Source organism: Oecophyllibacter saccharovorans, from assembly GCF_006542375.1.
Lineage (GTDB): Bacteria > Pseudomonadota > Alphaproteobacteria > Acetobacterales > Acetobacteraceae > Oecophyllibacter > Oecophyllibacter saccharovorans.
The window spans coordinates 936,798-960,354 of the sequence record NZ_CP038143.1 but is presented as its reverse complement, the minus strand read 5'-3'; the positions used below and the strand labels follow the sequence as shown (position 1 = coordinate 960,354).

The following is a 23,557-nucleotide window of genomic DNA, read 5'->3' as shown; positions in this document are numbered from 1 at the left end:
AATAATATGTGTTTTCCGTTCTCGGGCCCGGAAAACATGGTGGAGCTGAGGGGAATCGAACCCCTGACCTCATCATTGCGAACGATGCGCTCTACCAACTGAGCTACAGCCCCGACTTCGATCCTGATACATCACGCGGTAACAGGGATGTCAAGCTCTTTGCACCCTGACCCGGAGCAGGTGCCCCTGCCTCTCTTTTGTTGTTTCGGCTCCCGAAAAACTGTAGAAACCGACCTGCTCTGAAATATCAGCGCTTTTTCCGGTGCCGGCGGTCTGTTGTTCGTCGTGTTTGATTTGTCTGCTCGCTTGCCTATGAGGTCCCGCCTTGAGCTTCTTCAGTCTTTATGTGTCTTTAGTGGGCATTCTCATCACTCTCCTGGAAGCTTACGGCTGGGTCGTTATCGTCTACTGTCTCATCTCGATGGTTATCGGGTTTGATCTCGGCGGCCTGCGCAACAACCGTTTTCTGGTTACCCTTTATGAAATCCTGGGGCGCTTCATTGAGCCCCTTCTGGCGCCCATCCGCAATCTTCTGCCTGATACAGGCATGCTTGATCTGTCACCAATCATCCTGTTGCTGCTGGTACAGGTATTCATCCCCTATCTTCTGCGCACCAGCGTCCGCTGGCTCTATATGAGCTGAATATAAGCTGAGCCAAATACTGAACAGAACCGGTCAGGTGGCACTGCCACCGACCGTCAGGCCGGCTACCTTGAGCATCGGCTGGCCCACGCCGACAGGCACTCCCTGACCGGCCTTGCCACAGGTGCCGATGCCGGGATCAAGCGCCATCTCGGGACCGATCATCTCGATACCGTTCATGACATCACGTCCGCTGCCGATCAGCGTGGCGCCCCGCACGGGGCGCGTGATTTTCCCGCCTTCGATCAGATAGGCCTCTGACGTGGCAAAAACGAATTTTCCCGAAGTGATGTCCACCTGACCGCCGCCGAAATTGACGGCGTAGATCCCCCGCTCGGTGGAACGGATCATCTCCTCTTCCGAGGCCTGTCCCCCCATCATCACCGTATTGGTCATGCGCGGCAGCGGCGCGTGGGCATAAGACTGGCGGCGCCCGTTACCGGTCAGAGCGGCTCCGGTCAGGCGCGCGTTCAGGCGGTCCTGCAGATAGGATTTCAGAATTCCGTCTTCAATCAGCACGGTGCGCCCGCTCGGCGTTCCCTCATCATCCATGTGCAGGGAGCCACGCCGCTCAGGCAAGGTGCCGTCATCGACGACTGTCACGCCAGGGGCTGCCACGCGCTGGCCGATCATGCCTGAAAAGACAGACGTGCCCTTGCGGTTGAAATCCCCTTCCAACCCGTGCCCGACAGCTTCATGCAACAGGATGCCGGGCCAGCCTGCCCCCAGGACGACCGGCATCTCTCCCGCAGGCGCCGGCACGGCCGCCAGCTTGACCTGCGCCTGGCGCAGCGCCTCACGCGCCATGGACTGCCAAGCCTCCGGCTGGCTGAGGCGCGCAAGGGCGTAACGCCCTCCAGCCCCCGCATGGCCGCTTTCACGTCTGCCATCCTTTTCCACCATGACCGTGATGTCCAGACGTACCAGCGGGCGGATATCCACCAACGGGCGCCTTACGTTGTCAGCCCCTGCTGAAGCCAGGAAATCAGGGCGCAGAATCTCGATGACCTGCCATTGCACGTTCAGCGAGGTATTGACCTGCACGACACGCGGGTCAAGCGCGCGGGTGAAGGCATCAATTTCCCCCAACAGGGCTGCCCGGTCACTGAACCGGCTTTCAGCCAGAGGATGCAGCGGGGTGTAAAGCCTGGCTTCGCGGGCGGCAGGACCGGTCTGGCGCAATGGCTCGGTCTTCCCCGCGCTTGAGAGACGGGCCTCCGGCTGGCCGAGCGCCTGTGCGGCGCGTTCCAGCGCGTCGCGGCTCAGGGCATCGGACTGGGCAAAGAACGTTTCCGCGCCTGACACGCCCCGCAGGCCGAAGCCTGAGGAACGCGTAAAGCCTGCCTGGCGCAACACCCCGTCTTCCATACCCAGGGATTCATCTTCCCTGTATTCCAGAAAGAGCTCGCCATCCTCCATGCCGGTCAGAGCACGGTCCGTCAGGCGCCAGGCCTCCTCAGGCGCCCATTGTGCCTGGGGGCCGAAGAAGTACTGCCCTGCAACCTCCAACATTTCTGCTTTCTGCTTCACGTCCCGCCCTACTGCCTTCTGCAAGCTGTTGCAGCCCTGATGCGCCTCTCAAGAGCCAAGTCCACCTTCAGCCCTATCATATCTCCCCTATCATATCTCTGAGACGACGTCACAACTGCGCGCACCCCGCTCCGTGTTGCGCGGCTGCCCGGGACCTGGAGCGTCGGTGCAACGGCCCTGCAACCAGGCATGAAGGCCAATGTTTCACATGAAACAATTTTCAGAAACACTCGACACCCTGCCAAATGTCGCTTAATCGTTTGGCAAGCAGTCCTATCACGCGACCAATCACGCGAGGCGTACGAAGATGGCACCCACCGGACCAAGCTCAGCATCCCCCCAAAAATCTGTTGCCGATTCCCCCACTACCTCTCCTGCAGCCAGGAAACCGGTGGATCAGAACGCCATAAAACGCGTTTTCGATCTCATCCAGGAAAACGGGGCGGAGTTTGTGGATCTCCGCTTTACCGACCCCAAAGGGAAATGGCACCACACCACCCAGACCGTCCCCACTGTCGACGAAGACAGCTTCCGGGACGGTTTTATGTTTGATGGCTCCTCCATCCAGGGCTGGCGCTCCATCAACGAGTCCGACATGATTCTGCTGCCTGATCCTGAAACGGCCGTCATGGACCCGTTCTCGGCCCGGCCCCAGCTCATTCTCATCTGCGACGTGGTGGACCCCAAAACCGGCACGCTCTACAGCCGCGACCCGCGCGCCACCGCCCAGCGCGCCGAGCGCTACCTGGCTGACAGCGGCATCGGTGATACCGCCTTCTTCGGCCCGGAAGCGGAGTTCTTCGTTTTCGACGATGCCCGCTTCGGCGTGGGCGAGAATTACAGCACCTACCGCCTCAACAGCATTGAAGGCCCTGATGCCGGGCTGCGGGATTACCCGGAAGGCAATATGGGCCACCGCCCGGGCCGCAAAGGGGGATATTTCCCTGTGCCTCCCGTCGACAGCGAGCATGACCTGCGCGCTGAAATGCTCTCCACGATGGGGGAGATGGGACTGCACGTTGAAAAGCACCATCACGAAGTGGCGCGCAGCCAGCATGAGCTCGGCACGCGTTGCGCCACGCTCGTCAAGGCGGCTGATGACATGCAGATCTATAAATACTGCGTGCACAATGTCGCTAATTCCTATGGCAAGACGGCCACCTTCATGCCGAAACCCATTCTGGGCGACAACGGTTCGGGCATGCACGTCCACCAGTCGATCTGGAAAGACGGCAAACCGGCTTTTGCCGGCAAGAAATACGCTGATCTCTCGGAAGAGGCGCTGTATTACATCGGCGGCATCATCAAGCACGCCAAGGCGCTCAACGCGTTCACCAATCCCTCGACCAATTCCTACAAGCGCCTGATTCCGGGCTTTGAAGCGCCTGTGCTGCTGGCCTATTCAGCCTCCAACCGCTCGGCTTCCTGCCGCATTCCCTATGCCACCAGCCCGAAGGCCAAGCGGGTTGAAGTCCGCTTCCCGGACCCGACAGCCAATCCCTACCTGGCTTTCAGCGCCTTGCTGATGGCAGGGCTGGACGGCATCCGCAACAAGATCCATCCGGGCGACGCCATCGACAAGGATCTTTATGAACTGCCGCCTGAAGAGCTGAAGCAGATTCCGACCGTCTGCGGGTCGCTGCGCGAAGCCCTGGAAGCCCTGGAAGCCGATCACGACTTCCTGCTGCAGGGCGGCGTCTTCACTGAAGATCAGATCAAAAGTTACGCCAAGCTCAAATGGGAGGACGTGCACCGTTTCGAACACGCCCCTCACCCTGTCGAGTTCGAGATGTATTATTCCGTCTGAGCCCTGCCAGGCCCCTGGTATCAGTTTCTGGCATCGTTCCCTGGCCGGAAAGACGCCCAGATACATTGAAAAACCCGCCTTCCTGACAGAAAGGCGGGTTTTTCATGTAAAAGATCGTTATCGCATCCAGACCCGAAAAAGTTCTCAACCGTCAGGCAGTGCCGACAGGTCTGTTGTCAGCAGCCCCAGTTTCTGAAAGGTCCCACAGCCAGGCAGCACCGCGCACGCCAGAGCTGTCACCATGGCGGTTCTTCACCACCGGGGTGGTGCAGGGCGATGTGATAACATGCTTGGGCAGGATCTTGGGCAGGCGCTCATAGATCGTCTTCAGGTTGGACACCCCGCCTCCCAGAACGATGACATCCGGGTCGAGAAAATTGATCGCCTGGCCGCAGGCACGCGCAAACCGCTCGATATACTGGTCGAGCGCCTTGATGGCGGCCGGGTCGCCATTGCGCGCAGCTTCCTCAATACCGTGGGGAGAACGGTGGCCGGGCCCGTGCCATTCCTCTGCCAGCACCGGGCCACAGAGGTAACGCTCCTGACAGCCGACATTGCCGCAGAAACAGGGCCGCATAGGCTCATCTTCACTCTCCGCCCAGGGCAGGGGGATATGGCCCCACTCACCGGCAATACCGTGGCGGCCTCCCAGAACGCGCCCGTTGGCAACGATGCCGCCGCCCATGCCGGTACCGATGATGACCCCGAACACCGTGTTGTAGCCGGCCCCCGCACCATCGGCTGCTTCTGAGAGGGCAAAGCAATTGGCGTCATTTTCCACTCGCACCGGCCGTTCCAGCGCCGCTTCCAGATCACGGCCGAAGGGATGGTTGTTCAGCCAGGTGGCATTGGAGTTGTGCACCAGCCCCGTCTCCTGAGCCAGCGATCCCGGAATGCCGACCCCGAGCGTCGAGGTAGGCTGGGTGCCGGTGATGCGGTGCCCAGAGACGCAGCCGATCTTCTGTTCAGCGCCCTGCACGAGATCGCGCACTGCCAGAACGGCCTGGTCATAAACGCCGGGGTTGGGCACCCGCTCACGCAGCACTTCCGTGCCACTGCGATCGAGTGCGAGAACCTCGATCTTCGTTCCCCCGAAATCAATCCCAAGTCGATAATCGGCCATGATCAGTCACTTTCTCTGCTGGGCACCCGACCTGACCTGCAGGCCGGTGCAGTTATCCGAAGTTGGAGGCTCAGGCTGCAGACATCGAACCCATCCCTCAGACCAACGGCTCGAGCGGTTGGACTTTCTGGATGTTCAGTTCAGCGCCAAGCTTCTGCAGAGCCGCCGCCAGGGCCTGAAAATGCGGTGAAGCGAGATGCGCCTCAAACGCCGCGGGCGTGGCCCAGATCTCATCAGCCACGAAATGACCAGGCTGTTCCAGATCACGAGCGATCTCATACCGGCGACACGCTTCTTCGCGACGTGACGGACCGATGCAGCGCCGGCAGGCCTCCGCCGCCTCAGATGCAGCGGCTGCGGGCACGATGATGCTGGCAATGATATGGACGGCTTCGCTCATCGGAGCGGTCTCCTCTTTCTTTCAGTTTCCTGCATGACCTGAAGCCCGGACTTCTCACAAGCACTTGCAGGCTGCACATTTACGTGAAGGAATTTCTTAACAGCCCGTCAAAGGACCGCAAGACCGGTATTGCGGGAATTATGCAGACCTGCGCGCCTCCTGCATGGCAGGTGTTCCAGTGCCGATCAGGCACGACATTCCCTGCTTCATGTTCCCGTCTCTTCATCCACTGCCACGTAGGCAGAGATGTCAGGACACGCGCAGACCAGGTTGCGGTCGCCCCAGGCATTGTCGACGCGGCCGACCGGCGGCCAGTATTTCTCCTGCGTCTCTCCTGCCCGTCCCCTTCTCCCCTGTTTGCGGAATGGCCAGCCGGCTTCCAGGCGGCTGTAGGGATGCGCCCACGCGCCGGCCATATCCAGGGCGGTATGTGGCGCATGGCGCAGCGGGCTTTCTGTGACCGGACATGTGCCGCGTTCCACGGCAGCAATCTCGGCACGAATGGCCAGCATGGCGTCGCAGAAACGGTCCAGCTCGGCCTTGCTCTCGGATTCCGTCGGCTCCACCATCAATGTGCCGGGCACGGGAAAGCTGACGGTCGGCGCATGGAAGCCGTAATCGACCAGGCGTTTGGCAATGTCATCCACCGTCACCCCTGCACTTTCCTTGAAAGGCCGCAGGTCGAGAATGCATTCATGGGCTGTAAACCCGTCAGCCCCCCGGAAGAGCACCGGATAAGCTTCCTGCAGGCGTCCGGCGATGTAATTGGCATTGAGCATGGCCACTTCCGAAGCCTGCTTCAGCCCCTCAATGCCCATCATCATCATGTAGGCGGCCGAGATCGGCAGGAGGGAGGCAGAGCCGTAAGGCGCGCCTGAAACCAGGCCCCCGGTCCCTGCAGGGTCAGCGTGGCCCCCAGGGGCCTTTCCCCCGCCGAGAATAGCTTCAGCATCACTCTGGGGCAGGTAGGGGGCGAGATGCGCTTTCACCCCGATCGGCCCCATGCCGGGGCCCCCGCCGCCATGGGGAATGCAGAAGGTCTTGTGCAGGTTGAAATGCGACACATCGGCCCCGTAATGGCCCGACCGTGCCAGCCCCACCTGCGCGTTGAGATTGGCGCCGTCCAGATAGACCTGCCCGCCGGCCTCATGAACGAGGTCGCAGATCTCCCTGATCCGCGCTTCGAACACGCCATGAGTGGAGGGATAGGTCACCATGATGGCTGCGACCTGGCCGGCATGTCGGGCCAGTTTCGCCTTGAGGTCCCCGACATCGACATTGCCTTCAGCGTCACAGGCAATGACCGCCACTTTCAGGCCGGCCAGCTGGGCAGAGGCAGGGTTGGTTCCGTGCGCCGAAGCCGGGATGAGGCAGACATCCCGCTGACCTTCCCCGCGCGCCTGCTGCCAGGCGCGGATGGCCATGAGACCGGCGAATTCCCCCTGCGCACCGGAATTAGGCTGCAGGGACACCGCGTCATAGCCTGACAGCTGGCACAGGGCCTTCTCCAGCCAGGCATAAAGCGCCCGGTAGCCCTGTTTCTGCTGTTCGGGCGCATAGGGATGAATCCGCGCCCAGCCTTCCCAGGTGATCGGCTGCATGGCCGCAGAAGGGTTGAGCTTCATGGTGCAGGATCCCAGGGGGATCATGGTACGGTCCAGAGCCAGGTCCCTGTCCGCCAGGCGGCGCAGGTAGCGCAGCATTTCGGTCTCGGACTGATACGCGCTGAAGACCGGATGGGCCGGCACGCTTTCATCTTCGGGGCGCAGAAGATCTCTCGGAAGGCCGGCGCGGTTCCCCTGTGCATCGGAAGCGCCAGAAGCCGAGGCGCCCTCTGCGGCCAGCGCCTGCTCGATTTCGGCAACCTGCTCTTCGCTGGCACCGAAACAGCGCCACAGGGTGCGGATCACCTCAGGCGTGGTTGCTTCATCACAGCTGATGCCGATGCGCCCCGCGCCGGCATCACGCAGATTGATGCCGGCTTGGCGGGCGCGCTGCAGAATCCCGGGCCCCTGTGTCCCGGCCTCAACCGTCAGCGTGTCAAAAAAACTTTCTTCCGGGCAACGGATTCCACTCCCTGTCTGAGCGGCAAGCCTGTTCAGCCCTTCCCGCAGCAGGCGCGCATAGGCATGCACCCGCCCTGCCAGGCGGCGCAGGCCTTCAGGGCCGTGATACATCGCATAGAAAGCGGCCAGCATGGCCGGAAGCGCCTGGGCCGTGCAGATATTGGAAGTGGCCTTTTCACGCCGGATATGCTGCTCGCGCGTCTGCAGGGCCAGACGCAGCGCCGGCCGACCGGCCGTGTCGCGTGACACACCGACAATGCGGCCGGGCATGTGCCGCTTGAACGCTTCACGCGTGGCCATGAAACCCGCATGCGGCCCTCCATTACCCATCGGCAGCCCGAAACGCTGCATGGAGCCGACAACAATGTCAGCCCCCATACCGCCAGGCGACTGCAGCATCACCAGCGCCAGCGGGTCACTCGTGACCGCGGCAATGGCGTTGGCTGCATGCAGTTTTTCAATAACCGACCGCAGGTCACGCACGGCACCTGACGAACCCGGATAGGCCAGCAGGGCGCCGAACACGCCGTGGGCCGGCAGGTCGCGCTCCGGCACACCGGTCACGATGCGCCAGCCCTGCGGTTGCGCACGGGTCTGCAGCACTGACAAAACCTGCGGATGAATGTCTTCATCAACGAAAAAGACCTCTCCTTTCGCCTTGCTCACCCGGCGCGCCATCGCCATGGCTTCGGCACAGGCCGTGGCCTCATCAAGCAGGGAGGCATTGGCAACCTCCAGCCCTGTCAGCTCGCTCACCAGAGTCTGGAAATTCAGCAGCGCTTCCAGCCGCCCCTGGCTGATTTCGGGCTGATAGGGCGTGTAGGCCGTGTACCAGGCAGGGTTTTCCAACACATTGCGCCCGATGACCGGCGGCATGAAGGTATCATGGTAGCCGAGGCCGATCATGGAACGCATGACCTTGTTGTCTGCCGCCATGGCCTGCAGGCGCGCAAGCACCTCCTGCTCGCTCAGCCCGACAGGAGGCACACCCTCGCTGACAGAAGCGGCGTGAGAAGCGGCTTCCGGCGCGATCCGGATGTCAGCGGGGACAATCCTGTCTGCCAGCTCGTCCAGCGAGCTCAGACCGAGCGTCTGCAGCATGGCCTGCCGGTCCACGCTGTCGGGGCCGATGTGACGGCTGGAAAAGGGGCGATCATGAGCGGGCCAGGGAGAGGTCATCGCGCAGCTTCTCTCAAATCTCTTCTGTCAGGTCTTCTGTCAGGAAAGCAGGGGCAGGAAGGCAGGGCCGTTCAGCCGTGACGGGCCTTGTATTGTTCAGGCGTCAGAAGTGCCTCCCATTGCTGGGGCTCGGTGACTTTCATCTGCACGATCCAGCCTTCACCTTCCGGATCGCTGTTCACCAGCGCGGGGTCCTGGGTCAGCTTCTCGTTGAAAGCCGTGAGAATGCCGTTCAGCGGCGCGTAGATGTCTGAAGCGGCCTTGACCGATTCCACGACGGCCACCACATCGCCGGTCACGACTTCCAGCCCTTCATCCTTGCCTTCAGCGAACACCACCTCGCCCAGCTCCTCAGCGGCATGGGGCGTGATGCCGACCGTTGCGACATCCCCTTCAAGGCGGACCCATTCATGGGTTTCAGTATAACGTATGCTCATCGCAACCTCCCTCAGCATGCTTCAATACGAATAACGAATAAAAACCGGTAAAACCGAGCGCCGGCTTCAGCGCTTGAACCGGGTCGGAACGAAAGGCAGGGCGCAGATCTCCACAGGTACGTAGCGCCCCCGCAAGCCGGCATAGATCCGCGTGCCCGGCGCCTCACAGCCCGTTTCGACATAGCCCATGGCAACAGGCGCGTTGAGGCTGGGGGCAAACGTGCCTGAAGTGACGCAGCCGATTTTTCTCTTTCCCTGCTCGTCGGCAAAAAGCTCCACGCCTTCACGCACCGGCGCACGCCCCTGCGGGCGCAGTCCGACACGCTGGCGGGCCACACCCTCCACGAGCTGGCGACCGATCACCTCAGCGCCGGGATAGCCACCAGCCCGCGCACCGCCGGGGCGGCGGGTCTTCTGAATGGCCCATTGCAGCCCCGCTTCGACAGGGCTGGTGGTCGGCTCGATGTCATGGCCGTAAAGACAGAGCCCGGCTTCAAGGCGCAGGGAATCGCGCGCACCCAGGCCGATCGGCGCCACTTCAGGATGCGCGAGCAGCTGCCGGGCCAGCTCTTCGGCCCGTTCAGCCGGCAGCCCGATCTCAAAGCCGTCTTCACCGGTGTAGCCGGAGCGCGAGATCGTGACGGGCGCTCCCTTCCAGGTCACCTCCCGGAAATCCATGAATTTCATGTCCGTCACAGACGGAAAGAGTTCAGCCAGCACCGTTTCGGCCGCCGATCCCTGCAGGGCCAGAAGGGCGCGGTCGAATTGCCGCTCCACCTCAAAAACATCGCCCGCCGCTTGCTCGATGCGCTCGGCATCCGCCTCCTTGCAGCCTGCATTGGCAACGATGAGCAGACCGTCACCCGTGCGCGCGACCATGAGATCATCCAGAATGCCGCCTGCCTCGTCAGTCAGAAAGGCGTAGCGTTGGCGCTGCTCGGCCAGGTCCGCCACATTGATCGGCACTAGGGATTCGAAGGCCAGGGCGACTTCCTGCGGCGTATGGCCTGCGCGCGGGCGCAGTCGGATCTGGCCCATATGCGAAACGTCAAACAGGCCGGCCTTGGCGCGGGTGTGGCGGTGTTCTTCCAGCACGCCGGTATACTGGACAGGCATGGCATAACCCGCGAACGGCACCATGCGTGCACCCAGCGAGACATGCAGGTCATGAAGAGGCGTTTTCAGGAGGGGCGGACCGGATGTTTCTGAACCTGACTGCAGCGTACCGGACATCAGGCGTGTTCTCCCACTAGACGAGACAGGAAGGCAGGCCACGCCGGATGATTTTCCGACCGGCCGCCCCTTCTGTCCTTCCGCCTGAGATCGTTATCCCGTCGGCGGGCGCCAGGCTGGGCGCCACTCTCCAGAAATCAGTTTCTGTCACGGTTCTTCTGCCTGAGAGATTCCGGGGCGGTTGCTCCTTCGGCGTCAGTCACCTTCTGCCCGGCGAATTGTCCACCACGGCACCGGAACTGATCTCTCCCGTAACGAAATTCTTTCTGGCATCATCGGGCGCCCCTGACAACCGGTCGCTTTCAGCCTTTCAGGTCGTCTTTGAGATCTTTTTCGATCTTTTCCAGCACTTCCGGCGTCATGGAAGCACTCTGGGCAGCTGTGGGGAAACGCCGTGCCGCGACATCCTCGGCATAATGGCGCACGGCTTTTTCCATCTCTGCGCCGATTTCAGCGTAACGGCGGGCATGACGGGGGGGTTTGTGCTCAAAAAGACCCAGAAGGTCGTGCCATACCTGCACCTGCCCGTCACACCCCACCCCGGCGCCGATACCGATTGTAGGAATGCTGAGCTCCCGGCTTACCAATTCTGCCAGCTCCTGGGGGATCACCTCCAGCACCACGGCAAAGGCCCCAGCCTCCTGCAGGGCGCGCGCATCGGCAAGCAGCTTGCGAGCGGCAGCCTCGTCACGCGCCTGCACGCGCAGGCCCAGCTGGTGCTGGGACTGGGGGGTAAGGCCGAGATGGCCCATGACGGGCACGCCCATCTCGGTCAGCCGTCTGACGATGGGAGCGATTTCCGCCCCTCCTTCCAGCTTCAGCGCCTGTCCGCCGCCTTCCTGCATGAGACGGCGGGCATTGCGCAGCGCCTCCTCCACGGTGCCGTAACTCAGGAAGGGCATGTCCACCACCACCAGGGCCTTGCGGCTTCCCTGCATGACCATGCGGGCATGGGCGATCATGTCGCGCACGCGCACGGGAAGCGTGGTGTCATGACCGTGCATGACCATGCCGAGCGAATCCCCCACCAGCAGGATCGGCAATCCCGCACGCTCGGCAATCAGGGCCGAGGCGTAGTCATAGACGGTCAGCATGGCGATGGGCTCGCCGGCCTCCTTCATTTTCCGGATGTCGCTTATGGTGTTGCGGCGCATGGGACTGGAATCCTTCTGTCAGAGACCCGCTCACCTGCCGCGCCGGGGCAGCAGTGTTCCGGGCTGAAACTGTCTTTGATTATTTCATGATGTTTTCTGGAGCGTCCTAGCGGGGAACGGTGGCCAGAGCCAGCTTGACGCTGAAAGCCAGCAGGAGCAGGCCGGTCATCCAGTCGAACGCACGGGCAACCGAGGGGCGCGTCAGAAAGCGGCCCAGGGGCACGGTCAGCAAAACCAGACTGCCGAAAACCACCAGAGCGACAGCCATCTGCAGTAATGTCAGCAGAAGGGTGAATGCCGCGACATGGCTGCCGGGTGGAATGAACTGCGGAAAGAAAGCGCAGACCATCAGCCCGACAAAAGGATTGGTCAGCGTCGCCAGCAACCCCTGACGCCAGCTGGCCCAGAACCCTGAAGCGGGCTCAGGGCCCGGGCTTCCGGCACCGGTCAGTGCCTCACTTTCAAGATTGAGCATCGGGGCGGTCTGGGCGCTGTTGAAAAGCATTCTGAGCGCCAGCCAGACCAGGTAAAGCACGCCGATCCATTTGAGGAGCTGAAAACCCGTCTTCGATACCACGACCAGCGCACTCAACCCTCCCATGGCGGCCAGCCCCCACAGCAGCCAGGCGGAAGCGATACCGCATACGACCCCCAGACCTTTCCTGCGCCCGCCGGTGATGGAAGTGCGCATGATCAGCAGCGCATCCGGCCCCGGCGTGAGAGTAAGAAGAAAGGAAGTCAGCAGGTAAGCGGTCAGGGAGGAGAAAATAGGCGAAAACACTTGCGTACCCACTGAAAAGAACCTGCGTGTGACAGGCGCAACAACCCCGGTCTTCCGCCCTGCCTAAACTCTGCTGCCCCAAAAGGCCAGCACCGCACGGAACAACGGAACCTCAGTCACCGGCTCCGGGGCTGACAGAGCCCGCAGATGGTTCAGTCTGCGGGTCCGCCTGCGCAGCATCCAGGCCTGGAATCATGCGCCGCAACCTGCTGCCGACCTGCTCCATCAGCTGTGCGCGGTCGCGGCGACGGGCGGCTTTCATGCCGACTGAGCCTGACTGGGTCTCCAGCAGGAAATTGCGCACGAAAGTGCCGTTCTGGATATCAGCCAGCACATCTTTCATACCCTGCCGCGCCGCATCGGTGATGACGCGTGGACCGGAGACATAAGCGCCGTATTCCGCCGTGTTGGAAATCGTGCCGCTGGCATGAGGCAGGCCGCCGGCATAAAGGAGATCCACCACCAGTTTCAGCTCATGCACGCATTCCAGATAAGCCATTTCAGGCGCATATCCGGCTTCCACGAGCGTTTCAAACCCCGCTTTCACTAGCTCCATCGCGCCTCCGCACAGCACAGCCTGCTCGCCGAAAAGATCCGTTTCCGTCTCTTCGCGAAAGGTGGTCTCGATAATGCCGGCACGGCCCATCCCGTTGGCGGCAGCGTAGGCAAGAGCCAGCTCCAGCGCCTGCCCGCTGGCATTCTGGGCCACCGCCACCAGCGCCATCACCCCGCCGCCCTTGAGATATTCCTGCCGGACTGCCGTTCCTGGCCCCTTCGGTCCGATCAGAAACACGTCCAGATCCGCCCTGGGCTCGATCAGACCGTAATGAACTGCCAGACCGTGAGCGAAGCCGAGTGCCGCACCCTGCCTGAGCCGGGGGGCCAGCACGTCACGGTAAAGCGTCCCGTGGCCTTCATCAGGCGTCATCACCATCACCACATCCGCCCATTGCGCCGCTTCCTCAGGCGTGACGACCTCAAAACCGTCAGCCCGCGCCCGTTCCGCACTCGGCGAGCCCGGGCGCAGGCCGATCACCATTTCAGTCACACCGCTGTCGCGCAGGTTTGTAGCCTGCGCTGCCCCCTGGCTGCCATAGCCGATGACCGCCACGCGGCGAGTGCAGATGAGAGACACGTCCGCATCCCGATCATAATAAACGCGCATGGAATTCACTGTTCCTTTATTGATGGAGCGCCCCAACAACAGCCGGGGCAGGCTGCAGGCGGGATACAAGATTTTTCACCCCTTCCGCAAAAGCGGCAGTTCTTTCATCCTGCCTGCCTTTGTCTTCCTGCTCCAGCAATCCCCCATCAAAACCCCCATCAAAACGATGCGGGATCACGAAAGAATCCTCTGGCCGACCCAATGCATGATGACGGAACCAGGTCGCCTGCCTGCGCGTATAGCGCCCGGTAGCCAGAACAGCGGCTTCGATCGCGTCTTCCAGTTTCATCCTGCCTTGCAGAACCGCAGCAAGCTCCGGCACGCCATGGGCACGCATGGCAGGCAGATCGGGTGACAGACCCCGCGACAGCAGGGCTGAAACCTCCTCCAGTGCTCCATGGTGCACCATGTCACCAAACCGGGCCCTGATAGCTTCACGCAGGAGCGGACGCGGCGGATCAAGGCGAATCGAGACAAAGCGGCATGGCGCCGGCGGCAGCGCTTTCTCCGCGTGCCACGAAGTCAGCCCCCGCCCGGTGCCGCGCCACACCTCCCAGGCACGCGCCACGCGCTGGGAATCCCCGGGCTGCAGGCGGCGGGCCGTTTCACCGTCCACCCAGGCCAGGCGTGCATGAAGCCCTGGCGCGCCCAGTGTCGCCAGCAACTGCCGCGCTTCCAGGCGCGCAGCCTCGCCAGGATCAGGAACTTCCACAAGCCCTTCGGTCATGGCACGCAGATACATGCCCGTCCCCCCGCAGAAAACCGGCACCCGGCCTTCTGCAGCACAGCGGGCAAGTTCTTTCAGGGCTTCGGCGCGCCACCAGGCCACGCTGCCTGGGCGCGCTGCATCACGCACGCCGTAAAGGCGGTGCGGCACGCACGCCTCCTCCAGCGGAGTGGGACGCGCAGTCAGCAGGCGGAGATCACGATATACCTGCATGGAATCGGCATTGATGACCGTGCCACCGATCAGCCCTGCAAGATGCAGGGCCAGTGCCGACTTGCCCGAACACGTCGGGCCCGCCACAATGAGCGCCGTGTCAGGAGCCTTCATGTTAGCCGCTTCTGTCATTTTTCCCGGACTGCAAGCGAGGCCCCTTCAATGTCTCTACCCAGCGTTCTGACCCTGGTCGCCAACCGCCGTGACAATACGCTCTCCAAGGAAGCGATCGACATTGCACGCAATCTCGTCAAGGGTGAAGAGCCCCAGATCCTCTCCGAAGGCGAGGCGGTGGACATTCCCTGTCTCACCCCCGCTGAGGGCGACGCCACCCTCAACACCATCCGCGCCACGTTGGCCCCCTATCGCGTCGACCCGATCCTGACCAAAACCCGCGGGCGCCGCAAGGCGGTCCTGATCGCCGACATGGACAGCACCACGGTCGACGGGGAAACCCTTGACGAGCTAGCGCAGCTGTCAGGCACGGGGGCTGAATGCGCCCGCATCACCCAGCTTGCCATGAACGGCGAGATGGATTTCGATGAATCCATCCGTGCCCGGACGGCGCTGCTTGCAGGCCAGCCTGTCTCCGAGCTTGAAGACGTTTTCAAGCACCTGAAGCTCAGCCAGGACATCACCGAGCTGGTGCGCACCATGAATGCCAATGGGGCGGTCACAGCGCTGATTTCGGGCGGATTCACCTGGTTCACCAGCCGGATCGCCAAGATCGTCGGTTTCCAGCAGAACTATGCCAATGTGCTTGAGATTCGCGACGGCGTGATCACCGGCAAGCTTCTGGGGCCGATCCTGGGGCCTGAGCAGAAGAAGCTCCATCTCATCCGCCTCTGCGAAGAACGCGGCGTGAAGCTGAGCGCCAGCATCACCACCGGTGACGGCGCCAATGACGTTCCCATGCTTCTGGCAGCCGGGCTGGGCCTGGCCTATCACGCCAAGCCGCGCGTGCGCGAGCAGGTGGAGGGCCAGGTCAATTTCTGCGGCATGCGCGCCCATCTCTTCGCCCAGGGCTACAAGGCCGACCAGATCACCAATGAATAAGAGGCTGAATAAGCTGCGCCCCCGGCTGTCATAACAGGAATACCATGCAGGGCGTTTCACTTTCATGTTTCACGTGAAACGTTCTGCATCCCTCCAAACGGACAGCCGCTCCCGGTTCCAGGACAGACAGACTAACGTTGCCCCCGCCGCTGCCTACGTTGCAGTACATGACCACCGAGCCGCTCCAGAACAGCGCGGAGATCTCCCTGTTCCAGTTCGGGCAGGGACAGGGGCACTGCCTGGCGCGCACGCGGTGCGGGGGACGAAGGGAGTTGGGTGAAATCCTGCATGATCCGCAGCCTGATCAGGCGTTCCTCCCCCCACAGACCGCAACTGCCATTCAACCGCTCGACAATCTGCGGCGCCGCATACTGCAGCTCCATAGCCATGGGGCCGCAGCAGCTGACTGTCAGCACGCCGCCGCTCAGTTTGCGGGGAATGCTGCGCGTCCCCAGCTCTGGACCCACCAGGCTCTCCCAATCCATCACCAGACGCACCAGCAGCGGGGGACGGCGCCTGAAGGCCGGACCGGTCAGGCTCGGGATGAAGGCGCCGATCATCCGCACACCGCGCACGCGTGCTTCAGGCCCCTGAGAGCCTGATCTCCTCCGGCGCCCCGTCGCAATACGCCCCTGTCCTGGTCCGGACCCTTCCGACGAAGGGTCGCGCTTCCTGCCTGGGGGCCTACCGGAAAAGCGATTGGAACCGCCTTTTTCCGTCATGAACATTCCTTTTTGTTGTCCGCTATCCGTTTCATCCTACACGATCCGACACCCTGCAAGCCACCTGTTACTGAGCTGACTCCCATTGCCCGTCACCCCTTGCAGACTACCAGCTGAAACGTCATATCCTGCTCCGTGAGCTCCTCTTCCGTCCCACCCCCTTTGCGCGCCTCTGCCCCCGAGGTGCCGGCCCTTGAGCCGACTCTCGACCCCGATGTTCTGCTGGCCTGGTATGATCGCCACGGGCGCACACTGCCATGGCGACTGCCAAGAGGAGAGAAGCCAGCTGGCGGGGCATTGCCCTCCAGCACGCCGCCTCGTCCCGAGGCCTACAGGGTCTGGCTGAGCGAGATCATGCTGCAGCAGACGACCGTCAGCACCGTCATTCCCTATTACGAGAGATTTCTTTCTCTCTTTCCCACGCTGGAAGCCCTGGCGCAGGCGCCACTTGAGACCGTGCTGCACAACTGGGCGGGGCTGGGTTATTACTCACGCGCCCGTAATCTGCATGCCTGCGCCCGCGCTCTGACAGAACAGGGCGGCTTCCCCGCTGACCCGGATTCGCTGCGGAAACTGCCGGGCATCGGCCCCTATACCGCCCACGCCATCAGTGCGATCGCCTTCGGCCTGCCTGTCATTCCGGTGGACGGCAATGTTGAACGCATTCTTGCCCGGCTGGCCGCTGTTGCCCAGCCCCTGCCAGGTGCACGCCCCCTGCTGGCCCGGCTGGGCGAGCAACTGGGTGAACGCCTGGCTTCAGCGCCTCGCGCCCGTCATCGCGCTTCCGACTTCGCCCAGGCCCTTTTCGATCTCGGCGCGACAATCTGCACGCCGCGTGCGCCTTCCTGCCTGCACTGCCCCTGGCGTGAAAGCTGCCGCGCCCAGGCCGGCGGTCTGGCTGAGAGCCTGCCGGCCCGACAGAAGAAGAAACCACGCCCTGTCCGCTACGGCGTCGCCTTTCGCGTGCGTGACGCGCAGGGAGAGGTGCTTCTGCGCCGCCGACCGGCGCAAGGGCTGCTGGGCGGCATGGACGAACTTCCCGGCACGCCATGGCACGAAACCCCCTGGGAGGAAGCTGCCGCCTTCCACCATGCACCCCTGATACAGATGCCAGGACCCCCAGAGGACCCGCCTGCCGCTGGACAGCCCCGGTCCAGGCAGGGACAATGGGTACGGGCCGGGGAGATAAAACACGTCTTTACGCATTTCACCCTGATGCTGACCGTCTATGACTGGCAGACCCAGGACGCGCTGCCTTCCAGCTGGCCGGAAGGGCTTCAGTTTCACCCGCCTGCCCGCGCCATCCTTTCAGGGGTGCTGAAAAAATGTCTTGCGGTTCCAACACCCGCCGCGTCCCCTTCATCCCTCACCCGCCCAAGGAAGAGCCTTCAACCGTGACGCTGTCTTCAACCGCTTCTCAGGCTTCCCCCAAACCCCCGCTTTCGGGGCGGGCGGAGGCATCGAGCACCGCCATTCCCTCGTTGAGCCGTCATTACCTGCTGGACTGGTTCGGACGCTTCATCGATCACGATCCGCTTGCCGATCGCCTGAGGCGTCATCCCTATCAGCCCCGCTTCCGTCCGGGGCTGTTTGTGCTGGCCGTCCGTCCGCTGCACCCCCAGGCCACGGCCCTGCTGCGCAAACGCAGCTCCCAGCCGCGCCCGGTGCCGGATTTCCGGATGGTCGAAAGCGATGAGGGCATGACTGGGCTTCAGGTCAAGGAAACGGGATTGTGGTTCAGCATTCATGCCGAGAACGACAAGACCTGCCAGACTGCACCGGCCATGAAGGACTGGGAGAAATTCACCCTTCTGACCGAAACCATGCTGGACGGGCTCGATCTTCTGGCCGACCCGGAGCTGGGAGAATGCCGCAACCCTTCCGGCGAAGCCGTGCCGGCTTTTGTCATGGATGAAAGCTTGGGTCGCAGCAGCGGCCGTCTCGGCGCGAAGGTCTTTACCCCGGCCCTCAACCTCGACCTTCTGGAAGAGCTGGGGCAGATGGCACCGGGCGAGGTGAAAACACTCCCCTTCAGGCTCTCAGACCCCGACAGCGACCATATCGGAGAACATCTCTTCACCGTCACGCGCCGTGAACCTGCCGGTGATGGCGCGCCCTGAGGCCCCGCTGCCGGGGAACAGGGCGCGCCCCTGAAAGCTTCAGGAAGATTTCCCGGCCTCTGCACGCCGCGCGCGTTCCTGGCGCACGCCCTCAGCCCAGGCCGGGTCAGCCTTGGCGAAATGACCCAGCTGGCGTGTGACGATCTCTTCCGGCACGCCGGTCATGGCATCGGCGATATTGCTGAAGAAGCGTTCGCGCTGACCGCCGTCAAACATGCGGAACAGGGCCCCGGCCTGGCTGTAGTCGTCATAGCCGACCCGGTGGTCATACCAGCCGGCATCGCCATGCACCCGCAGCGGCGGCTCCTTAGCTGCCGGATCATCGACAGGGCCGCCAAAGGAATTCGGCTCGTAATAGCCGCCATCACCGATATCGGGCGCATCGAAACGCATCCGTCCGTCTTTGTGGTAGTTCCTGACCTCAACGCGCGGGCGGTTGACCGGCAGCATCTCGTAATGCGTGCCGACCCGGTAGCGATGCGCATCGGCATAAGCAAACAGCCTGCCCTGCAGCATGCGGTCCGGCGACACGCTGATCCCAGGCACGGTATTGGAGGGAGAGAAGGAAGCCTGCTCCACCTCGGCGAAATAGTTGTCCGGGTTGCGGTTAAGCTCCAGTTCACCGACCTCGATGAGGGGAAACTGACCGTGCGGCCACACCTTCGTGACATCGAAGGGATTGAAGCCGACCTTCTCCGCCTCGCTTTCCTCCATGATCTGGACTGAGAACGTCCAGCGCGGGAAATCACCGCGCTCGATCGCGTTGTACAGATCCTCCTGGGAGGATTCGCGCGTGCGGCCCACCACTTCTGCCGCCTCCTGGTTGGTGTAATAAGCGTGTCCCTGCTGGGTCTTGAAATGGAACTTGACCCAGAAGCGCTCCCCTTTCGCGTTCCAGAAGGAATAAGTGTGGCTGCCATAGCCGTTCATGTGGCGGAAACCTCGCGGCAGCCCGCGGTCGGAAAAGAGAATAGCCAGCTGGTGCAGGCTTTCGGGCGAATGCGACCAGAAATCCCACATGGCGGTGTTGGAGCGCAGATTCGTGCGGGGATGGCGCTTCTGGGTGTGGATGAAGTCAGGGAACTTGATCGGGTCGCGGATGAAAAAGACGGGCGTGTTATTGCCGACCAGATCCCAGTTGCCGTCGCCGGTATAGAATTTCATGGCCCAACCACGCACGTCGCGCTCCGCGTCAGCCGCGCCCATTTCACCTGCCACGGTGGAAAAACGCATGAACACCTCCGTGCTCTTGCCGACTTCCGAGAAGATCTCCGCACAGGTATAGCGTGAGATATCACGGGTCACGGTGAGCTTTCCGTAAGCGCCTGAGCCCTTGGCATGAACGGTGCGTTCAGGGATTCGCTCGCGGTTCTGGTGGGCCAGTTTTTCAAGCAGCTGGTAGTCCTGCAGCAGAACCGGCCCGTTCCTGCCGGCTGTCATGCTGTTTTCATTGTCTTTCCAGGGCGCGCCTGCGCTGGTGCGGATGATGTTTCTGCTCATAAACGGGTTTCTCCTTGAGATATCGATATTCATTAAGCTCCGGGGGTACTGCGCCATCTGAAAACATGACCTGGCGCAGCGGTCTTCCTTTCAGAGAAGACGCAAACAATCTGTAATATCAGAGTGTACGAAGCCTTAACTTCGGTAAAACCGTTTATTTTTCTATCTGTTATCGGTTTTTATTTTATACTGAGAACCGGTGCAGATCACAGCAGACGGGCGATCTTCATGAAAATGAAGGTCAGAACCATGAACAGCGTGCAGATGCCGCCCGCTTCAAGGGTGCCCCAACCGCCCTTGGCCAGGAACATGCCGCCCGTGTTCATGCCGAAAAATCCCGTCACAATCGTTGCGGGCAGCATGAGGATAGTACCGACGGAAAGAATGTAGAGGCGCCGGTTGGTTTCCTCGGCCTGGTTGGATACCAGCTCATCCTGCAGCGAGCGGGCGCGGTCCTGCAGGGCGATGAGATCATCCAGCGCGGCATGAACCTGGCGCTTGCCCGGGTCGCGCAGCTCATCTTCAGCCCATTCAGGCAGTTCGAGATCCTCATCATGCAGCACGCGGTCGATGGGAACGATGACCCGCCGCAGCTCGGTCGTGCGCCGCCGCACCCGTCCCACAATGGCACCCAGATGACCGAGGTCAGGATTATGGGTGGAAAGCAGTCCGTCCTCAGCGCGGTCCAGCTCATCATCCAGCTGCGCCAGCTGGCGCCGGACGGTAGCGGTGAAATCCCGCAGGATCATATCCACCACGCCAGCGGCATTGCGCGGGATGTTATCGGCGTTGAGCGAACGGTAAGCCGCGCCCAGCAGGGGAATGGGATTGCGGCGCGTCGTGATCAACAGAGGCTCGCGCATAGCAAAGCGCCAGGTGCAGATCTCGCGATCCTCTTCAGCCAGCGCATCATCAAAAGCCGGCAATGACCCCCAGACCGTACCGTCTTCGGCCTCAAGCGCGATGCCGTAATCGGCTTCCACCAGGGTCGCGCCGACCTCCTCGGGCATGCCGGGCAGATGGGTCAGCAAGGTGCGCGTGGCACTGTGGACGGTGTCGAAATGCAGCCATACCCATGCCCCGTTGCCCATGAGCCTGCGCGTGGCCGCATCATCGCAGGGCGCGGCCAGAATCGCGTCCACCTCGGTGGAATGCAGCGGGCGGATGCCTTCTCCGGGCACGCCGCAGATCGCCCAGACCAACCCCTGCACGGTGCCGGAGGCCTTGTCCTTCTGGTCCTTCTGCAGGGCCGGATCGAGAACAACAAAGGGGAAGTCATGTTTTTCAGGCATGGCGCTCACCTTCCGGGATCAGGGGATTTCAGGGTTCTGAAGCTCGAGGAAAAGGCAGCGGGAGTTTCAGACGTCCCGAAGATTTCGGGTAAACCGCTTCAGACCGCAAACCGCTGTAGCGGGACTTACGCTGAAACGCGCTCTGGAACAATCTGCGGCTGCATGGCTGGGGCGCTTTTTTAAGATTTCTTTCCTTAATGTTCCCATCTGCAGGTTTACCTGCCTTCGCGCTGCCGCTTTCCGGCAGAAGGGTGAGCAGCTATACTTCCCTGCTTCTCGTCTCCGCCTAATTCCCGCATTTCTCCGCAAGGACATGAAACACGATATGACGACGAAAACGGAAAAATTTTCTACCGGCAAGGATTTCAAGGTCCGTGACCTGGCGCTGGCCGATTGGGGCCGCAAGGAAATCTCCATTGCCGAAGGTGAAATGCCCGGCCTGATGGCGCTGCGCCGCGAATATGGCGACAGCAAGCCCCTCAAGGGCGCACGCATCGCAGGCTGCCTGCACATGACCATCCAGACCGCCGTGCTCATCGAGACCCTGGTGGCGCTGGGCGCGGAAGTGCGCTGGGCCTCCTGCAACGTGTTCTCCACCCAGGACCAGGCTGCCGCTGCGATCGCTGCAGCCGGAATTCCGGTTTTTGCCTGGAAAGGCCTTTCCGACGACGATTTCTGGTGGTGCATCGAGCAGACGGTTCACGGTCCTGACGGATGGGTGCCCAACATGATCCTCGATGATGGCGGGGACCTGACCGTGCTGATGCACGAGAAATATCCCGAACTGCTCAAAAACGTGCGCGGTCTTTCCGAAGAGACCACGACCGGCGTGCACCGCCTGTGGGACATGGAGCGCAAGGGTGAGCTGAAAGTGCCGGCCTTCAACGTCAATGACAGCGTGACCAAGTCCAAGTTCGACAATCTTTACGGCTGCCGTGAAAGCCTGGTTGATGCCATCCGCCGCGGCACGGACGTGATGATGGCCGGCAAGGTGGCCGTGGTGGCGGGCTACGGCGACGTGGGCAAAGGCTCGGCTGCCAGCCTGCGCAATGCGGGCTGCCGCGTTCTGGTCACTGAGGTGGACCCGATCTGCGCGCTGCAGGCTGCCATGGAGGGCTATGAAGTCGTGACGATGGACGAGGCGGCACCGCGCGGTGACATCTTCGTCACCTGCACGGGCAATGAAGACATCATCACGCTGGAGAACATGCAGCAGATGAAGGACCGGGCCATCGTCTGCAATATCGGCCATTTCGACAGCGAGATCGAAGTCGCCCGGCTGCGTGATTTCCCCTGGACCAACATCAAGCCCCAGGTGGATGAGATCGAGCTTGCCCCCGGCCGCCGCATCATCCTGCTTTCCGAGGGGCGCCTGGTTAATCTGGGCAACGCCACAGGCCATCCTTCCTACGTGATGTCGGCCTCGTTCACCAACCAGACGCTGGCGCAGATTGAGCTCTGGAATGCTGAGCCGGGCCAATATGAAAACAAGGTCTACACCCTGCCCAAGATCCTTGACGAGAAGGTGGCCGCCCTCCATCTCGAAAAGGTAGGGGCGAAACTGTCGAAGATGACCCAGAAACAGGCCGACTACATCGGCGTGTCTCCCGAAGGGCCGTTCAAGCACGACCTCTACCGGTACTGATACCGGCGCTACTGACAGCGGCAGTCTTCCTTCTCTGCCGGTCCGCCAGGAGGCCCCTGGCGGACCTCCTTGCCGGAGCGAGGCTGTCAGGGCACACTGCCGGTACCTTCCCCGCGCCATCGTGGCGTGGGGGTTGAATTGTATGACAGGAGAAATTTCATGGGTCTTCTCAGCGACATCTGGTCCAAGATCGTTCACATCGCTCATGCGGACGCCCCGCAGGACGCCGCCAAGGCCACCGGTGGCAGCACGGATGCCTCTTCCGCGCCTGCCGGTCAGCAGGCCCCTGTAGACGTTTCAGCCATCCTCGCCGGACTGGCCGCCAAGAGCGGTGAGCAGCTGAACTACCAAACCTCCATCGTTGATCTCCTCAAGCTGCTGGGGCTCAACAGCTCTCTGGAAGCACGCCGCGAGCTGGCAACAGAGCTGCACTATCCCGGCGACATGAACGACACCGCCGCAATGAACACCTGGCTGATCCGGCAGGTTTATGCCGAGCTGGCCAAGAACGGCGGCAAGATTCCCGCTGGCTGGGCGCACTGAGAAGCCTGAAACTTCTCATCTGTCCTGACCGCCTGGCTCCCGGAAGCGTGCCCGCTTGCCGGGAGCTGTGGTCTGGGAAAAGGCCCGGCGGTAAACCCGCCCTGTACCGGGTCTTCCTGATCACGAAATACCCGCACCGGAACAGCTCTATTCTGAGATCCCTGTAGCGAATGCCGCCGGGGAAGCTGTTTGAAAAACGACCCCACCTGCAGAAAGCTGGA

General features: G+C 62.1%; 20 protein-coding genes, 1 tRNA gene and 1 riboswitch. Of the genes, 7 read left to right on the top strand and 14 right to left on the bottom strand.

From position 1 onward, the window contains the following. Nucleotides 1-37: 37 nt before the first annotated feature. A tRNA-Ala gene (locus E3E11_RS04160) sits at nt 38-113 on the bottom strand. A 212-nt stretch (nt 114-325) separates the two neighbouring features. On the opposite strand from E3E11_RS04160, the gene E3E11_RS04155 reads away from it, so the two are divergent. Beyond that, nucleotides 326-643, top strand: a complete 318-nt coding sequence (locus E3E11_RS04155) for a YggT family protein (RefSeq protein ID WP_231119002.1) — start codon at nt 326-328, stop codon at nt 641-643. A gap of 33 nt (nt 644-676) precedes the next feature. Here E3E11_RS04155 and tldD read toward each other — a convergent pair whose 3' ends face one another. Continuing rightward, the gene (tldD, locus tag E3E11_RS04150; protein WP_141452125.1) at nt 677-2,155 is read right to left on the bottom strand and encodes a metalloprotease TldD; all 1,479 of its coding nucleotides are present in this window, start codon (nt 2,153-2,155) and stop codon (nt 677-679) included. 325 nt (nt 2,156-2,480) lie between these two features. Between tldD and glnA the strand changes: the two genes are divergently transcribed. Then, a complete protein-coding gene (gene glnA, locus E3E11_RS04145) occupies nt 2,481-3,980 on the top strand; it encodes a type I glutamate--ammonia ligase (RefSeq protein WP_141451304.1) in 1,500 nt (499 codons plus the stop codon). A gap of 151 nt (nt 3,981-4,131) precedes the next feature. Here the strand turns inward: glnA and E3E11_RS04140 are convergent, their stop codons facing one another. From E3E11_RS04140 to miaA, 9 genes are all read right to left on the bottom strand, one after another. Next, on the bottom strand, nt 4,132-5,103 hold the full coding sequence (locus E3E11_RS04140) for an ROK family protein (RefSeq protein WP_141451303.1): 972 nt from the start codon (nt 5,101-5,103) through the stop codon (nt 4,132-4,134). Nucleotides 5,104-5,200: 97 nt separating this feature from the next. Then, nucleotides 5,201-5,503 (bottom strand): putative quinol monooxygenase, encoded by a 303-nt coding sequence (locus tag E3E11_RS04135; protein WP_141451302.1) that lies wholly within the window; start codon nt 5,501-5,503, stop codon nt 5,201-5,203. 206 nt (nt 5,504-5,709) lie between these two features. After that, on the bottom strand, nt 5,710-8,748 hold the full coding sequence (gcvP, locus tag E3E11_RS04130) for an aminomethyl-transferring glycine dehydrogenase (RefSeq protein WP_141451301.1): 3,039 nt from the start codon (nt 8,746-8,748) through the stop codon (nt 5,710-5,712). A gap of 71 nt (nt 8,749-8,819) precedes the next feature. After that, nucleotides 8,820-9,185 carry a glycine cleavage system protein GcvH gene (gcvH, locus tag E3E11_RS04125; protein WP_141451300.1) on the bottom strand — a complete coding sequence of 122 codons (366 nt, stop codon included), beginning with the start codon at nt 9,183-9,185 and terminating at the stop codon, nt 8,820-8,822. 66 nt (nt 9,186-9,251) lie between these two features. Beyond that, on the bottom strand, nt 9,252-10,418 hold the full coding sequence (gene gcvT / locus E3E11_RS04120; protein ID WP_141451299.1) for a glycine cleavage system aminomethyltransferase GcvT: 1,167 nt from the start codon (nt 10,416-10,418) through the stop codon (nt 9,252-9,254). Between the two features lie 140 nt (nt 10,419-10,558). Next, a riboswitch (glycine riboswitch) is annotated at nt 10,559-10,680 on the bottom strand. A 40-nt stretch (nt 10,681-10,720) separates the two neighbouring features. Further along, complete coding sequence (gene panB / locus E3E11_RS04115; RefSeq protein ID WP_141451298.1) at nt 10,721-11,572, bottom strand: 3-methyl-2-oxobutanoate hydroxymethyltransferase; 852 nt, start codon at nt 11,570-11,572, stop codon at nt 10,721-10,723. 106 nt (nt 11,573-11,678) lie between these two features. Beyond that, nucleotides 11,679-12,353, bottom strand: coding sequence for a LysE family translocator (locus E3E11_RS04110; RefSeq protein WP_141451297.1), 675 nt, complete (start codon nt 12,351-12,353; stop codon nt 11,679-11,681). 112 nt (nt 12,354-12,465) lie between these two features. Continuing rightward, nucleotides 12,466-13,518, bottom strand: coding sequence for a ketol-acid reductoisomerase (gene ilvC / locus E3E11_RS04105; RefSeq protein ID WP_141451296.1), 1,053 nt, complete (start codon nt 13,516-13,518; stop codon nt 12,466-12,468). 16 nt (nt 13,519-13,534) lie between these two features. After that, nucleotides 13,535-14,590 carry a tRNA (adenosine(37)-N6)-dimethylallyltransferase MiaA gene (gene miaA, locus E3E11_RS04100; protein ID WP_141451295.1) on the bottom strand — a complete coding sequence of 352 codons (1,056 nt, stop codon included), beginning with the start codon at nt 14,588-14,590 and terminating at the stop codon, nt 13,535-13,537. A gap of 30 nt (nt 14,591-14,620) precedes the next feature. Here miaA and serB point away from each other — a divergent pair, with 30 nt between their 5' ends. Then, nucleotides 14,621-15,514 (top strand): phosphoserine phosphatase SerB, encoded by an 894-nt coding sequence (gene serB / locus E3E11_RS04095; protein WP_141451294.1) that lies wholly within the window; start codon nt 14,621-14,623, stop codon nt 15,512-15,514. A gap of 131 nt (nt 15,515-15,645) precedes the next feature. Here the strand turns inward: serB and E3E11_RS04090 are convergent, their stop codons facing one another. Next, nucleotides 15,646-16,089: a DUF721 domain-containing protein gene (locus E3E11_RS04090; RefSeq protein ID WP_168189193.1), complete on the bottom strand. Its 444-nt coding sequence runs from the start codon at nt 16,087-16,089 to the stop codon at nt 15,646-15,648. Nucleotides 16,090-16,419: 330 nt separating this feature from the next. On the opposite strand from E3E11_RS04090, the gene E3E11_RS04085 reads away from it, so the two are divergent. Together E3E11_RS04085 and E3E11_RS04080 are read left to right on the top strand one after the other, a co-directional pair. Then, a complete protein-coding gene (locus E3E11_RS04085) occupies nt 16,420-17,634 on the top strand; it encodes an A/G-specific adenine glycosylase (RefSeq protein WP_141452124.1) in 1,215 nt (404 codons plus the stop codon). Then, entirely contained in the window at nt 17,631-18,356 is a 726-nt protein-coding gene (locus E3E11_RS04080; RefSeq protein ID WP_141451292.1) for a hypothetical protein, read from the top strand. Before E3E11_RS04085 ends, E3E11_RS04080 begins: the two co-directional genes overlap by 4 nt. 39 nt (nt 18,357-18,395) lie before the next feature. On the opposite strand, the gene E3E11_RS04075 is transcribed toward E3E11_RS04080, so the two are convergent. Further along, nucleotides 18,396-19,856 (bottom strand): catalase, encoded by a 1,461-nt coding sequence (locus E3E11_RS04075; protein WP_141451291.1) that lies wholly within the window; start codon nt 19,854-19,856, stop codon nt 18,396-18,398. A 206-nt stretch (nt 19,857-20,062) separates the two neighbouring features. Beyond that, a complete protein-coding gene (locus tag E3E11_RS04070) occupies nt 20,063-21,148 on the bottom strand; it encodes a CorA family divalent cation transporter (RefSeq protein ID WP_141451290.1) in 1,086 nt (361 codons plus the stop codon). 325 nt (nt 21,149-21,473) lie between these two features. Between E3E11_RS04070 and ahcY the strand changes: the two genes are divergently transcribed. Together ahcY and E3E11_RS04060 are read left to right on the top strand one after the other, a co-directional pair. Next, a complete protein-coding gene (ahcY, locus tag E3E11_RS04065) occupies nt 21,474-22,793 on the top strand; it encodes an adenosylhomocysteinase (RefSeq protein WP_141451289.1) in 1,320 nt (439 codons plus the stop codon). Between the two features lie 159 nt (nt 22,794-22,952). Beyond that, on the top strand, nt 22,953-23,336 hold the full coding sequence (locus E3E11_RS04060) for a DUF3597 domain-containing protein (RefSeq protein ID WP_141451288.1): 384 nt from the start codon (nt 22,953-22,955) through the stop codon (nt 23,334-23,336). Nucleotides 23,337-23,557: the final 221 nt, after the last annotated feature.